At 53.0% G+C, this 14,315-nt stretch carries 14 protein-coding genes; 2 read left to right on the forward strand and 12 right to left on the reverse strand.

What is annotated here, in order from left to right:
- Positions 1–54 precede the first annotated feature (54 nt).
- The 3 genes from mltB to GA565_RS21230 all read right to left on the reverse strand — a co-directional run bounded on the left by mltB (position 55) and on the right by GA565_RS21230 (position 3,201).
- Entirely contained in the window at positions 55–1,128 is a 1,074-nt protein-coding gene (gene mltB, locus GA565_RS21220) for a lytic murein transglycosylase B (RefSeq protein ID WP_152200628.1), read from the reverse strand.
- A 174-nt stretch (positions 1,129–1,302) separates the two neighbouring features.
- Positions 1,303–1,644 carry a zinc ribbon domain-containing protein YjdM gene (locus GA565_RS21225; protein ID WP_152200630.1) on the reverse strand — a complete coding sequence of 114 codons (342 nt, stop codon included), beginning with the start codon at positions 1,642–1,644 and terminating at the stop codon, positions 1,303–1,305.
- 135 nt (positions 1,645–1,779) lie between these two features.
- Positions 1,780–3,201 (reverse strand): aldehyde dehydrogenase family protein, encoded by a 1,422-nt coding sequence (locus GA565_RS21230; protein WP_152200632.1) that lies wholly within the window; start codon positions 3,199–3,201, stop codon positions 1,780–1,782.
- 123 nt (positions 3,202–3,324) lie between these two features.
- On the opposite strand from GA565_RS21230, the gene GA565_RS21235 reads away from it, so the two are divergent.
- On the forward strand, positions 3,325–4,260 hold the full coding sequence (locus GA565_RS21235; protein ID WP_152200633.1) for a LysR family transcriptional regulator: 936 nt from the start codon (positions 3,325–3,327) through the stop codon (positions 4,258–4,260).
- 395 nt (positions 4,261–4,655) lie between these two features.
- Positions 4,656–7,211 (forward strand): DNA mismatch repair protein MutS, encoded by a 2,556-nt coding sequence (mutS, locus tag GA565_RS21240; RefSeq protein WP_152200635.1) that lies wholly within the window; start codon positions 4,656–4,658, stop codon positions 7,209–7,211.
- A gap of 86 nt (positions 7,212–7,297) precedes the next feature.
- Here mutS and rpoS read toward each other — a convergent pair whose 3' ends face one another.
- The 9 genes from rpoS to GA565_RS21285 all read right to left on the reverse strand — a co-directional run bounded on the left by rpoS (position 7,298) and on the right by GA565_RS21285 (position 14,298).
- A complete protein-coding gene (gene rpoS / locus GA565_RS21245; protein ID WP_055775161.1) occupies positions 7,298–8,296 on the reverse strand; it encodes an RNA polymerase sigma factor RpoS in 999 nt (332 codons plus the stop codon).
- A gap of 52 nt (positions 8,297–8,348) precedes the next feature.
- Positions 8,349–9,377: a murein hydrolase activator NlpD gene (gene nlpD / locus GA565_RS21250; protein ID WP_072156430.1), complete on the reverse strand. Its 1,029-nt coding sequence runs from the start codon at positions 9,375–9,377 to the stop codon at positions 8,349–8,351.
- A 257-nt stretch (positions 9,378–9,634) separates the two neighbouring features.
- Positions 9,635–10,261, reverse strand: coding sequence for a protein-L-isoaspartate(D-aspartate) O-methyltransferase (locus GA565_RS21255; protein WP_055775159.1), 627 nt, complete (start codon positions 10,259–10,261; stop codon positions 9,635–9,637).
- Complete coding sequence (gene surE / locus GA565_RS21260) at positions 10,251–11,018, reverse strand: 5'/3'-nucleotidase SurE (protein WP_152201689.1); 768 nt, start codon at positions 11,016–11,018, stop codon at positions 10,251–10,253. Before surE ends, GA565_RS21255 begins: the two co-directional genes overlap by 11 nt.
- A gap of 204 nt (positions 11,019–11,222) precedes the next feature.
- Complete coding sequence (truD, locus tag GA565_RS21265) at positions 11,223–12,269, reverse strand: tRNA pseudouridine(13) synthase TruD (protein ID WP_152200637.1); 1,047 nt, start codon at positions 12,267–12,269, stop codon at positions 11,223–11,225.
- Positions 12,270–12,273: 4 nt separating this feature from the next.
- Positions 12,274–12,747 carry a 2-C-methyl-D-erythritol 2,4-cyclodiphosphate synthase gene (ispF, locus tag GA565_RS21270; protein ID WP_055775149.1) on the reverse strand — a complete coding sequence of 158 codons (474 nt, stop codon included), beginning with the start codon at positions 12,745–12,747 and terminating at the stop codon, positions 12,274–12,276.
- Positions 12,747–13,466 (reverse strand): 2-C-methyl-D-erythritol 4-phosphate cytidylyltransferase, encoded by a 720-nt coding sequence (gene ispD, locus GA565_RS21275; RefSeq protein ID WP_152200638.1) that lies wholly within the window; start codon positions 13,464–13,466, stop codon positions 12,747–12,749. The genes ispF and ispD overlap by 1 nt, the downstream gene beginning before the upstream one ends.
- Positions 13,463–13,792 carry a cell division protein FtsB gene (gene ftsB, locus GA565_RS21280; protein WP_152200640.1) on the reverse strand — a complete coding sequence of 110 codons (330 nt, stop codon included), beginning with the start codon at positions 13,790–13,792 and terminating at the stop codon, positions 13,463–13,465. The genes ispD and ftsB overlap by 4 nt, the downstream gene beginning before the upstream one ends.
- A gap of 170 nt (positions 13,793–13,962) precedes the next feature.
- Positions 13,963–14,298, reverse strand: a complete 336-nt coding sequence (locus GA565_RS21285) for a DUF3561 family protein (protein WP_055775140.1) — start codon at positions 14,296–14,298, stop codon at positions 13,963–13,965.
- Positions 14,299–14,315: the final 17 nt, after the last annotated feature.

The following is a 14,315-nucleotide window of genomic DNA, read 5'->3' on the forward strand; positions in this document are numbered from 1 at the left end:
AGCAGCGGTACACGATGACCGCTGCTGTTTAATGCCTGACTATTCGTTGCCCAATCAGTTGCCCATTCTAGCCTGTGCCACAGCTTCGCCCAACTGCCACACTGCCATGGCGTACTGGGTGCTGTGGTTGTAGCGCGTAATAGCATAGAAGTTTGGCAAACCGTACCAGTACTGATAGCTATTACCCATATCCAGACGCAGTAAACTGGCCTGCTGGTAGCCACCGAGCGATCCCAGTGGGGTGAGTCCCGCTGATGCCAGTGTCGAAACCGAGTATTTGGTTTGATAGCCGTTTTCCAGCCCCGGCGCCTGCCCGCTTGCCTGCACAGCGACCGGCTGTCCACTCACCCAGCCGTTGCCTTTGAAGTAGTTGGCTACGCTGCCGATAGCATCAATGGGATCCCAGAGATTGACGTGACCGTCGCCATCAAAATCAATGGCGTACTGCTTATAAGCCGACGGCATAAACTGACCGTAGCCCATGGCACCGGCAAAGGATCCGCGCAGCGCCAGCGGATCGTCACTTTCAGAACGCGACATCAGCAGGAAGGTTTCCAGCTCACCGGCGAAATAGTCCGCACGACGCGGATAGTCGAACGCCAGCGTTGAGAGAGCATCGATAATGCGTGTTTTGCCCATCACTCTGCCCCAGCGGGTTTCTACACCGATGATGCCGACGATAATTTCAGGCGGAACGCCGTACTGCTGATAGGCACGCTGCAGCGCATCCTGATACTGGTTCCAGAAAGCCACGCCGTTCTGCACGTTATCTGGAGTAATGAACTTGGCGCGATAGCGTATCCAGGCGCCGTACGGGCCTGAAGGCGGCTGCGTCGTCGGCGCCTGGCGTTCCATCAAATTCAACACCCAGTCCAGGCGCTTTGCCTGCCCGAGGGTGTCATGCAACTGCTGGCGGTCAAATCCGTGCTCACGAACCATTTTATCGATGAATGCATTTGCCGCAGCATTGTTGGAAAAATCCCCACTCGGCAAGAAACCGCTCTGAGGAGGAGGAAGCAAAAATCCACCACTCGGGGCCGCGCCCTGCTGGATAGAGGTATTTTTAGGCGTGCTGCTACAGGCTGAGAGCAGCACGACCATTGGAAGAAGGGTGGCCAGATAACGCATCAGATATCCGTATGGCGATACAAGAAAAGTAGAACATCATGTTAATGCATTGTTTAACGCGAACAAACAGGAATGTTTAAAGGAATTTATCAAAATAGCAGAGAAACACTCCGCCAGCCGCCCGCGTAGAGAAAAAAGGGACCACGACCTGACAGAGTATTTGGCAGGAAAAGACTAGTTTTTCTTAACAAACTCCGATTTCAGCTTCATCGGGCCAAAACCGTCAACTTTGCAGTCGATGTTATGGTCACCTTCAACTAAGCGAATACTTTTCACTTTAGTGCCAATTTTGAGAGGCGTTGAGCTGCCTTTTACCTTCAGGTCTTTCACCACCGTGACAGAATCCCCGTCAGCAAGCAGATTCCCATTAGCGTCGCGCACCACAAGACCTTCTTCTTCTGCGGCAGCATTAGCACTGGCTGGCCATTCGTGTCCGCACTCGGGGCAGTTCAGCTGCTCACCTTCCTGCCAGGTAAATTCGGAACTGCATTTTGGACAATGTGGTAATGGTTGCACGCTAACCTCTTAAAAAGATTTATAAAAATGAAGAAAACACTGATAAACAAAAGACCTTAGCTTTTATCAGGATACATTTTAGCTTTTTATGAGGTTTAAAAACACCCCGCCACATCATGTCGGGGTGCATTGCGTTTACTCTCCTACCAGCAACGTTTTCGGTTCCAGATAAGCCATCAACCCCCATTTGCCCATTTCACGCCCCAGCCCCGACTGTTTAACGCCACCAAACGGGGCATGAGGTTCATGGGCCAAGGTATTGACCAACACACGGCCCGTTTCAATCTGTCGCGCGACGTTAATACCGCGCTGCAGGTCACCGCTGAGCACCATCGCGTTCAGGCCGTAATCGGTATCATTGGCAATACGCACCGCTTCAGCTTCGTCGTGATAAGGAATAATAACCAGCACCGGACCAAAAATTTCCTCGCGGGCAATGCGCATCTGGTTGTTAACCTGAGTAAATACCGTCGGCTTTACGCACCAGCCTTTTTCCATTCCCTGTGGACGCCCTTCCCCCCCAACCACCAGCCTGGCCCCTTCTTCCAGTCCAAGACGAATGTAGCCCTGAACCCGCTCCCACTGCCTGCGGCTGACCATAGGGCCAATTTCGGTCTTCTGATCACGTGGGTCACCCGACTGTACATTGGCCACAGCTTGTCCAATAGCCTGCTCAAACTCCGCCAGACGGGTTTGCGGCACCAGAATGCGCGTGCCAGCGATGCACGCCTGTCCGCTGTTCATAAAACCGGCCATCAACGCCATCGGCACCACCTTCGCGGCATCGGCATCATCGAGGATAATCGTCGGTGATTTGCCACCCAGCTCCAGCGTCACTCTCTTAAGCGTGGTCGCGCTGCTTTCGACGATGCCTTTGCCCACCGCCGTCGAGCCGGTGAATGAAATCTTGGCAATGTCAGGGTGACGGCTTATCTCAGCACCCACGACGTCGCCACGACCGGTAACAATGTTAAACACGCCAGCAGGGATCTCAGCGTTATGCAGGGCTTCAGTGATGATGTGAGTCTGGATGGCGCTCATCTCGCTCGGCTTGATCACCGCCGTACAGCCTGCCGCCAGCGCAGTCGCTAACTTGTTGCAGATGAATCCCGCATCGCTGTTCCACGGTGTAATCAGGCCTGTAACCCCAACAGGAGAAAGGATCACCCTGGCAATTCCCACCTGCTCTTCAAACTCGAAGGACGCGAGGGTCTGCATGGCCTGTAGAATAACGTCCGCAGGATAGCTCGCCATCCATCGTGAACGCGCAGCCGGAGCGCCGTACTCAGTGATAATGGCCTCCAGCAGCTCATCTTCACACGCCACCACGGCAGCATGCATACGTTTAAGCACCGTAATGCGGTGCGCTTTCGTGGTACGCGACCAGGCGGGGAAAGCCGCTTTAGCCGCGGTAATCGCCCGCTGCGTATCTTCAACGTCAGCAAGCCGAACAGTGCCAATCACCTCTTCGGTCGCCGGGTTAAACAGCTCGAACAGCTCTGTGCCGTGAGGCGTGACGAATTCACCGTTAATATAGATTTTGTCGATAAGTTGCATGTTTTTCTCCCCGCGACGCCGACGTTAGCGCGCTTTCAATGGGGAGAGTATAAGAAGGCTAGGCTGCTCTGATAAGCGGGGTTATGCTGTACGGGGTATACCGAAAATCGGGACAATTTTATTATGCATCGCACCGGACTCACAGAACTTGAAGTCACCCTTGCCGTCGCCAGCCGCAGCAGCTTTCGCGCTGCCGCCCGAGAACTCGGCATGTCGGCCACTGCGGTCAGCAATGCCATCGCTGGTCTGGAAGCGCGTCTCGACGTCAGACTGTTTAACCGCTCAACCCGCAGCGTGTCTCTCACCGACGCGGGCAGACGCTACGTTGAGCGCATCGCACCCGCACTGGCCGAAATCCAACGCGCCTCGGAAGAAATAAGCACGCAGCCCGAAACTCCCACTGGTACCCTGCGCATCAACGCACCACCCGAGTCCGCGCTGTTAATTTTTGAGCCACTGCTGCGTGAATATTTACATCGTTATCCACAAATGCGTATTGATCTGACGACCGAGGCGCGCATGGTTGATATTGTCGCCGAGGGGTATGACGCCGGAATACGGCTGGCAGAATCGGTACCCCAGGATATGATTGCGGTGCCGGTCACGCCAGCGGTGCGAATGCTGATCGTGGGCAGTCCGAAGTATTTCGCCGCCCATGGCACGCCTGCAACGCCGGACGATCTGCCTCATCATCAGGCCATCGGTATGCGCATGTCTCACGGCGGAATTTATCACTGGGAACTTGAGCGGCATCAGCAGAAGTTTACGGTCAATATTCCTCCACGCATCGTGCTTAACGAGATGCGGGTGATACGCCAGGCCGCACGCAGTGGTATCGGGCTGGCTTTTATTTCAAGTTGGTTTATTGAACAAGATTTGGCAAACGGCAGTCTGGTCAGCGTGCTTGAACAGTGGTGCCCATCGTTTGAAGGGCTAAGACTTTACTACCCCGGCAGACGCCACGTCCCCGCGGGATTAAAGGCGCTGATAGAATTGGTGCATGAGATAAGAGACAGAAAGTCTCCGGCGACGGACACGAGTTTCTTTAGTCAACAATAATGACTTCAGTCTGATTCTCCCGCTTCTTCCACTCACTGTCGGGATAAAAGGGAAAGCATCTGCAGAAACGAGTGTTACGCCGACAACCGGCGCATTCTCGCTGTTCAGCGGCATGCTTACAGGCCAGCGCGTGCAAACAAAGAGGGTGATGCTGCCTTTTAGTTTGCAATTCTTCGAGATGCATTCCAGTTTACAGGTGTCAGTTTCTTCTCGCTTGGGCTACTATAACCACACAAAATTTTTGGGGCAGGAACTTCTTTAGCTCTATGAATTCACGAGACAAATTGATTTTTATGATCTTCCTGTGAGCGCTAATTTACGCACCAGCGCGAGGTCTGCCGGTTATAGTGAAAATCATAAAAACGTTAAATTTAAACAACGAAGAAACTAAGCGCATGAGTAATAGCGATAATTTAGACGGCCACACCCCGATGATGCAGCAGTATCTGCGTCTCAAGGCTCAGAACCCTGAAATTCTGATGTTCTATCGCATGGGCGACTTTTATGAGTTGTTCTACGACGACGCCAGGAAGGCCTCACAGCTATTAGACATCTCACTGACCAAGCGCGGTGCCTCTGCCGGCGAACCTATCCCGATGGCGGGCGTGCCCTACCATGCAGTTGAAGGCTATTTGGCTAAGCTGGTACACCTCGGTGAATCGGTGGCTATCTGCGAACAGATAGGTGATCCGGCGTTGAGCAAAGGTCCGGTAGAGCGCAAAGTAGTCCGCATCGTCACGCCGGGAACGGTCAGTGATGAAGCACTGCTCAGCGAACGTCAGGACAACCTGCTGGCGGCTATCTGGCAGGACGGCCGAGGCTTTGGCTATGCCACGCTGGATATCAGCTCAGGCCGTTTCCGCGTAGCGCAGCCGACGGATCTCGAAACCATGGCCGCTGAAATTCAGCGCACCAATCCGGCAGAGTTGCTGTATCCAGAAAGCTTCGAGTCAATGTCACTTATCGATAAACGCCGGGGGTTACGTCGCAGGCCGATGTGGGAGTTCGAGCTTGAAACAGCCCGCCAGCAGTTAAATTTGCAGTTTGGCACCCGCGACCTCAGCGGTTTCGGCGTTGAACAGGCCACGCAGGCGCTGCGTGCGGCTGGCTGCCTGTTGCAATACGTGAAAGATACCCAGCGCACCTCTTTGCCGCACATTCGTGGCGTGACCATGGAGCGCCAGCAGGACGGTATCATCATGGATGCGGCAACCCGACGTAACCTTGAGCTGACGCAGAACCTCTCTGGCGGCGTAGAAAATACGCTGGCGGCGATACTCGATCAGAGCGTGACACCGATGGGCAGCCGCATGCTCAAACGCTGGATCCACATGCCTACCCGCGATATTAACGTCTTGAACAGTCGCCAACAGGCGGTGGGTGCGCTGCAGGATCTAACCGCCGAGCTGCAACCGGTACTGCGTCAGGTCGGCGACCTTGAGCGTATTCTTGCTCGCCTCGCTCTGCGCAGTGCCCGTCCGCGTGACCTGGCGCGGATGCGCCACGCACTGCAACAGCTGCCGGAAATTCGTTCACTGCTGCAATCCGTCGATGTTCCCGCTATTCGCTCGCTCGTTGAGAAAGCCGGTGAGTTTGATGAACTGATCGCCCTGCTGGAGCACGCTATTATTGAAGCGCCGCCGGTGTTGGTGCGCGATGGCGGCGTGATTGCACCGGGTTACAACGCCGAGCTAGACGAATGGCGCGCCTTGGCCGATGGCGCAACGGACTATCTCGACCGGCTTGAGATCCGCGAACGTGAAAAACTGGGTCTCGATACGCTGAAGGTCGGCTTTAACGGCGTTCATGGTTATTACATCCAGATTAGCCGCGGTCAGAGCCACCTGGCACCTATCCACTACGTGCGTCGCCAAACGTTGAAAAACGCCGAACGCTACATCATCCCAGAGCTGAAAGAGTACGAAGACAAAGTGCTTACCTCAAAGGGGAAGGCGTTGTCGCTCGAGAAGGCGCTGTATGAAGAGTTGTTTGACCTGCTGATGCCACACCTTTCGGCCCTGCAGCAAAGTGCGGCCGCGCTGGCAGAAATCGATGTGCTGAATAACCTGGCCGAACGCGCTTACACCCTCAATTATTGCTGCCCAACGCTGAGTGAAAAACCGGGGATCAATATCATCGGTGGCCGCCATCCGGTGGTCGAGCAGGTGCTGAGTGAGCCGTTCATCTCTAACCCGCTGGCTATGTCGCCGCACCGCAGAATGCTCATTATTACTGGGCCAAACATGGGCGGTAAAAGTACTTACATGCGTCAGGCTGCACTGATTACGCTGATGGCGCATATCGGCAGCTATGTTCCTGCCGACCAGGCCACGCTGGGTCCGATAGACCGCATTTTCACCCGTGTGGGTGCGGCCGACGACTTAGCCTCGGGCCGTTCCACCTTTATGGTTGAAATGACCGAAACCGCCAATATCCTGCACAATGCGACGGAAAACAGCCTGGTGTTGATGGATGAAATTGGCCGTGGAACATCGACCTACGACGGCCTGTCACTGGCATGGGCCTGTGCTGAAAATCTGGCTAGCCGCATTAAAGCGATGACCCTGTTTGCTACTCACTACTTTGAGCTGACCACCCTGCCCGAGAAAATGGAAGGGGCGGTAAACGTTCACCTTGATGCCATAGAGCACGGCGATACTATCGCCTTTATGCACAGCGTTCAGGAAGGAGCGGCGAACAAGAGCTATGGGTTGGCGGTCGCGGCGCTGGCCGGTGTACCGCGTGAGGTGATTAAACGGGCACGTCAAAAGCTAAAAGAGTTGGAAACGCTGTCGAACAATGCAGCCGCCAGCAAGGTGGATGGCCCACAGTTGCCGCTGCTCAGTGAAGAAGTGTCTCCGGCGGTAGAAGCACTCGAGGCGCTGGACGCCGACTCATTGTCGCCACGCCAGGCGCTTGAGTGGATCTATCGTTTGAAATCTCTGGTCTAATTCGTCGAAATTCAGCCATAAAAAAAGGTGGGCAAATGCCCACCTTTTTACTTGTTAAATCATAAAGCGCTTTATTCACACACAAATTATTCGCGGAACAATGCTTCAATACTCAGACCTTGTCCCTGCAGAATTTCACGCAGGCGACGCAGACCTTCAACCTGAATTTGGCGAACGCGCTCACGCGTAAGACCGATCTCACGACCCACGTCTTCGAGGGTTGCCGCTTCATAGCCCAACAGGCCAAAACGACGGGCCAACACTTCACGCTGCTTAGCATTCAGCTCGAACAACCATTTAACGATGCTTTGTTTCATATCATCGTCTTGCGTGGTGTCTTCCGGACCGTTTTCTTTCTCATCGGCCAGAATGTCTAACAGCGCTTTCTCCGAATCGCCACCCAACGGGGTGTCAACAGAAGTAATACGCTCATTCAGGCGCAACATACGACTTACGTCGTGGACCGGCTTATCGAGCTGTTCAGCAATCTCTTCAGCACTTGGCTCGTGATCGAGTTTGTGAGCCAATTCGCGTGCAGTACGCAGATAAACGTTAAGTTCTTTAACAATGTGAATAGGCAAACGAATGGTACGGGTTTGATTCATTATCGCCCGTTCAATCGTCTGACGGATCCACCAGGTTGCATAAGTGGAAAATCTAAAACCGCGCTCGGGGTCAAATTTTTCCACTGCACGGATCAGACCGAGGTTACCCTCTTCAATAAGATCCAGCAGTGCAAGGCCGCGGTTGCTATAGCGGCGGGCAATTTTGACCACCAAACGCAGGTTACTTTCAATCATACGGCGGCGCGATGGAACATCACCACGCAGCGCACGTCGTGCAAAATAAACCTCTTCTTCTGCGGTAAGCAGAGGAGAGTAACCAATTTCACCAAGGTACAGTTGAGTTGCATCCAGCACTCTTTGGCTTACAGCCTGAGACAATAACTCTTCTTCTGCTTCAGAAGCGTCAGTATCAACAGACTCCTCGACGGTTAGTTTCTCTTCGTCAAAGGCTTCAGCGCTGTTCTCGTCGAAATCTACATCATCGTGTAACTCGTTAACTTTCAGCGTATTCTGACTCATAAGCTGCTGCTCCTACCCGTGGTCCAAGGACAGAATCGTAACTCTGCCCGGCTTATCGCTGCGGAAGATAACGCAGCGGGTTTACGGATTTCCCCTTGTAACGAATTTCAAAATGTAATCTTACTGAGCTGGTTCCGGTGCTGCCCATAGTCGCTATTTTTTGACCCGCCTGCACTTCTTGTTGTTCCCGGACCAGCATTGAATCATTGTGTGCATAGGCGCTCAGGTAATCATCATTGTGTTTGATGATGATTAGATTACCGTAACCACGTAGCGCATTACCTGCGTAAACCACTCGCCCACTGGCGGTTGCTAACACAGCCTGTCCACGTGAACCGGCGATATCAATCCCTTTATTCCCTCCCTCGGAGGCAGAAAAGTTATCGATGATCTTCCCGTCGGTCGGCCATCTCCAAGAGGAAACTGGACCGCCATTGTTTGTAGTACTTTCAACGGGAGTAGTCGGTGCGGTAACAGGTGCCGTCGTCGTAGCGACAACGCCTGCTGTAGGCAACATCTTACCTACATTCTGTTTACTCGAAGATTCAGAATACGTGGTAGTTGGTTGAGATGCAACCACTGTACCCTGCATCATTCCACTTGAAGGCGCTTTCGGAACACCGCCATTCGTGGCATCGGTAGCAGCCAACATGCCACCGGTACTGGCCGCAGAAGAAACATTATTGATTTGAATCTTTTGGCCAACTTCAAGCCCGTAAGGTTCCGCAATATTATTGCGCGCCGCCAAGTCTCGGAAGTCGTTACCCGTTATCCAGGCAATATAAAACAGGGTATCGCCGCGCTTCACTGTGTAGGTGCTGCCGTTATAACTGCCTTTAGGAATACTGTTATAACTGCGGTTATAAACGATGTGTCCCTGGGAGTTAATCATTGGCGCGTTATCAACAGAATTCGGAGTAGTCTGAACCCCAGGATTGCTGCGAAGCATGCCTCCACCGCCGTTTACGCTGCTAATTGGCGCAGATGTCGAGGCATTATTGGAACATCCCGCGAGCCAGGCGCCAACAAATGTACATACCGCAATGCGGCTAAAGGTTTTAATTGGGCTTCCTGTGCTCATAACTCCCCCATGACGGCAATATCAGAATCTATCGCGGCCTAAGCCATACGCAGCCTGGCTCCGTCAGGAACCTTAGGGCAACGTAAGGCATGCCTTTATCATCCTGGTTAAGTGCAACTTAACCTGATGGCGATAGTTAAAAAAACTGTGGTAATAAAAAACTGTAGTGAATGCTATCAACAACGCGACTTTATCACCATAAAACAGTTGTATTTAAATTTTAAGGGTTTAGTCGCCGACAGGTTGAAAAACAGCCTTTAGGCTAGCTCACCTTTGACTAAAGGAACAAAACGAACGGCTTCGATAGTTTCAATAGTAAAGTCATTTGCACGTCGCTGAATACGTTGCAAAGTCTGATTTTGTTCACCGACCGGCAAAACCATAATCCCGCCTTCTGCGAGCTGGGCCAGTAAGTCCTGAGGAATTTCCGGAGGCGCGGCAGTAACAATAATAGCGTCAAAGGGGCCACGCGATGGCCACCCCTCCCAGCCGTCACCGTGGCGAGTTGAAATATTGTGCAGATCGAGCTGCTTCAGGCGGCGTTTTGCCTGCCACTGAAGCCCTTTAATTCTTTCAACAGAGAAGACGTGCTCCACAAGATGCGCCAAAATAGCGGTTTGATAACCCGAACCGGTCCCTATTTCGAGCACTTTTGACTGTGGAGTGAGGCGCAATAGCTCGGTCATACGGGCAACGGTGTAAGGCTGGGAAATAGTTTGTCCCAGACCAATAGGTAAGGCCGTGTTCTCATAAGCTTTGTGCTGAAAGGCCTCATCGACAAAACGCTCGCGCGGCACGGTTTCCATCGCGTGCAGCAATTTCTCATCCGAGATGCCCTGTTTTCGCAGCTGTTCAAGCAAGTTATACATCGGCTTAATCACCATTCCCGCTCACCTCGGCTTTGGCTAACCATGTTCTGACAATGTCCTGCGCCGCATAGGCGGTCAAATCGACGTGCAGAGGCGTGATAGAAACGTAGCCCTGCGCGACGGCGGCAAAGTCAGTGTCCGGTGCTACGTCAAACTTTTCACCGGGTGGACCAATCCAGTACATATCCTGACCGCGCGGGTCCTGCTGACAAAATACCTGTTCTGCAGGATGGCGGCTACCGCAGCGTGTTACCCGGATGCCTTTAATTTCACTTAATGGCAAATCCGGCACGTTAATGTTAAGAATTCGCCCCGTGCGCAGCGGTTCTTTCGCCAACATACGCAGAATACGGCAGGTAATAGCCGCCGCAGTGTCGTAGTGCTGATAACCATCAAGAGAAACGGCAAGAGCAGGATAGCCCAAATGACGCCCCTCCATCGCCGCCGCGACGGTGCCGGAATAAATAACGTCATCGCCCAGATTGGGGCCGGCATTGATGCCTGAAACAACGATGTCGGGCCGTGGGCGCATCAACGTATTTACCCCGAGGTAAACACAGTCGGTGGGCGTGCCGTTAATGACCGCCGTATCACCGTTGGGATAGGTTTGAATACGTAAAGGTGAGTCCAGCGTCAGGGAGTTTGAAGCGCCGCTGCGATTTCTGTCAGGCGCCACCAGCTTAACATCGGCAAATTCTCGAAGCGCTGAAGCCAGCGCCTGGATGCCGGGAGCCGAAACGCCATCATCATTACTCAACAATATCCGTATCAAAGATGTCATGCTTTGTTCTCTGTAGATTGCAAAAAAAACCTCTGGTTATCATTAATTTGCACAACGTTCGCGCAATAGCGCTGCGACGCAATCCCGTTGCCGTCTAACCAGACGTTGATTATAACCGTTGTCCGCAGGGTTTCTACAAAAACAAAAAAGCCGGTAACCCGGCTTTTTATACGTTTTAAGTGGCTAAAGACAACGTTATTCGCCGATATCGGCTTCCGCTTCGCCCTGACCCATTAATTCTCGTACCACACTGGTCGCGAAACTACCGGCAGGAAGCCAGAATTTAAGCTCCAGCGTCGCCTCATCCCACGGTTTCCAACTGATATTCTGCGGATGCAGCATAATTGCTCTGCGTGCAGGCTCAACGCGCTCGCGTTTGAGCAGCGAAAGTAATGCCGTTTGGTCTTCAATGCAGCTCAGTTCAAAAGCTTCAGCTTCATGCTGCGTCCCCAAAGGACCGTCGCCCGGCAACGGCGCCGTGATCAACAATTCGCCGCTGGCAACGCGAGATTGCACAGAGTCCAGCTCGTCTTCTTTCGCCACAAACCAGCTACCGCGACCGCTCAGTTGCAGTGCATCGCCCAGCATCGCCGTTTTCATTAAATCTTGGCCAAGGCGCTGGCTGGCAATAATATTAAACATTGCACTGCGGCTGGCTGAAAGATAAAAGCTGCGCTTCGGCCGCTCTTTAACGTGAATCTCATCTTTGGCCCAGCGGGTGGCCTGAACCAGGTTATTACCGCCGCGACCAAATCGCTGCACGCCAAAATAATTTGGCACACCGTTAACGGTAATCTTTTCAAGACGCTGCTGCATATCGGCAAGGTCGGTCAGATTACGCAGCACCAGCGTGAACGTGTTACCCTTCAAGGTGCCGATACGCATCTTTTTCAAATGACGCGCATGGCGCACCACTTCACAGCCCTCAAGCACAAAAGTGCTCATATCAGGACTGGCTTTACCCGGAAGATGAACGCAAAACCACTGTTCGGTAACGGCGTGACGGTCTTTAAGACCGGCGTAGCTGACCGAGCGCGGGTGAACACCGGCAAAACGCGCCAGTTGTTCGGCCACGAACTGCGTATTGCAGCCCGTTTTACGGATGCGAACCAGCAGATGCTCGCCCTCACCGTCCGGCTCAAAGCCGAGATCTTCCTCAACGATAAAATCTTCCGGATTGGCCTTCAGCGTGCCGTTTGACAGCGGCTTGCCGTAAAGCCAGGTCAGATTATTCATATCCATTGCATTAGGCCTTGATCAACAGCGCAACCGCTTCGCAGGCAATGCCTTCACCGCGGCCGGTAAAGCCCAGCTTTTCGGTGGTGGTAGCTTTCACATTGATGTCGTCCATGTGACAACCCAAATCTTCGGCGATGAAAATACGCATCTGCGGCACATGTGGCAGCATTTTTGGTGCCTGAGCAATAATCGTGATGTCGAGATTGCCTAATCGATAGCCTTTGGCCTGGATCTGGCGATACGCTTCACGTAGCAGTTCGCGACTGTCCGCGCCTTTATAAGCGGGGTCGGTGTCCGGGAACAGTTTGCCGATATCGCCGAGTGCGGCCGCGCCCAACAGCGCATCAGTCGCGGCATGCAGCGCAACGTCGCCGTCTGAATGTGCCAGCAGTCCCTTTTCAAACGGGATACGCACACCGCCAATCACCAGAGGGCCTTCGCCACCAAATTTATGAACATCAAAACCGTGACCGATACGCATTATGCGCTCTCCTCTTGGTGCAACTGAGTTAAATAGAATGCTGCCAGTGCCAGATCTTCTGGACGGGTAACTTTAATATTATCGGACCTGCCTGCCACTAACTGCGGATGATAACCGCAGTATTCCAACGCCGAGGCTTCATCCGTTACGGTGGCACCCTCATCAAGCGCGCGCGTAAGGCAGGCTTTTAGCAAATCCAATGGGAAAAATTGCGGCGTGAGCGCATGCCAGAGATCTTCACGGTCAACCGTATGGGCGATTTTTTCAATGCCCGGCTCGCCGCGCTTCATGGTGTCGCGCACCGGGGCGGCCAAAATGCCCCCCACTTTGCTGGTCTCACTGATGGCCATCAAACGATGCAAATCATCAATGTGTAAACAAGGCCGAGCAGCGTCGTGCACCAGTACCCAGTCTGCATCACCCGCGTGCTGCAACCCCGCTAAAACTGAATCGGCACGCTGAGCACCGCCGGTCACGGCCTTAACGCGCGAATCGCGGGCAATCGGCAGTTCGGCAAAGAAGGTGTCCTGCGGGCTGATAGCAACAATGACTTTTTGCACACGAGGACTGCGCAGCAGCGCGCTAATGGCGTGCTCAAGCAGGGTTTTACCCTCGATAGTCAGGTATTGTTTTGGGCGTTCGCTTTGCATGCGGCTGCCAATACCGGCGGCGGGCAATACCGCCACGATATCGACCAAGGAGACGGCTGAGTGACTCATGGATTATTGTTAATTCTTACTTGCGTAGCGTTGGAAGCCTGATTGTGCTTATTTTGGTCTGGCACGAGGCGATAGAAGCTCTCACCGGGCTTAATCATGCCCAGCTCGTTGCGTGCGCGTTCCTCAATCGCCTCCTGACCCCCGTTAAGGTCGTCGATCTCTGCGAAGAGTTGGTCATTGCGTGATTTAAGTTTGCTGTTGCTGACCTGTTGGACCTCAACATCATCGTTAACCCGCACGTAATCGTGAATACCGTTCTTACCCAACCACAGTGAATACTGCAGCCAGCCAAGAATAATCAATAATAGCAGCGTTAATTTGCCCATTCCGCCCCCTGAAAAAGCCGCTCAATCATCCCACAACTTTCACTCTGACTCCACAGTGAAGGGGAAATTGGCGTGCAGATTAGGCGTTAACTTAAGAATAAGTGCAGAAAAGACGCCTAAAACGGCGATTGAATAGGCAAAATACGTCGAGGAAGGCCACTAGGGCGATGCTACCAGCCGCTGAGAAAGGAGAATACAGTCCAGAACATGCCAATAACCACCAATCCGGTCAGCGGCACTGTCTTCCAAACGCTGCCGCTAAACAGCATGCTGAAGGCAATACCGATAAGCACGGATATAGGCATCAGCGCGATAAAGAACGGCCAGGTATAAAGAAGAAAAAACAGTGTATTAGAGCCATAGACGAGAAAGGGGATTGCGAGCGCCAGCCAAAAAAAGACGAAACCTGAGCAGCCGCCCAGCATCGAGTAAGAAGGTTCTTCCTTTTCCTCTTCCGTCTGTTTCTTACGTGTAATGTCGGTGAATAACTGACTTAACGTTTGCATATTCCAACCCCTGTTTT

The organism is Rouxiella sp. S1S-2 (genome assembly GCF_009208105.1).
In the GTDB taxonomy this organism is placed as follows: Bacteria; Pseudomonadota; Gammaproteobacteria; order Enterobacterales; family Enterobacteriaceae; genus Rouxiella.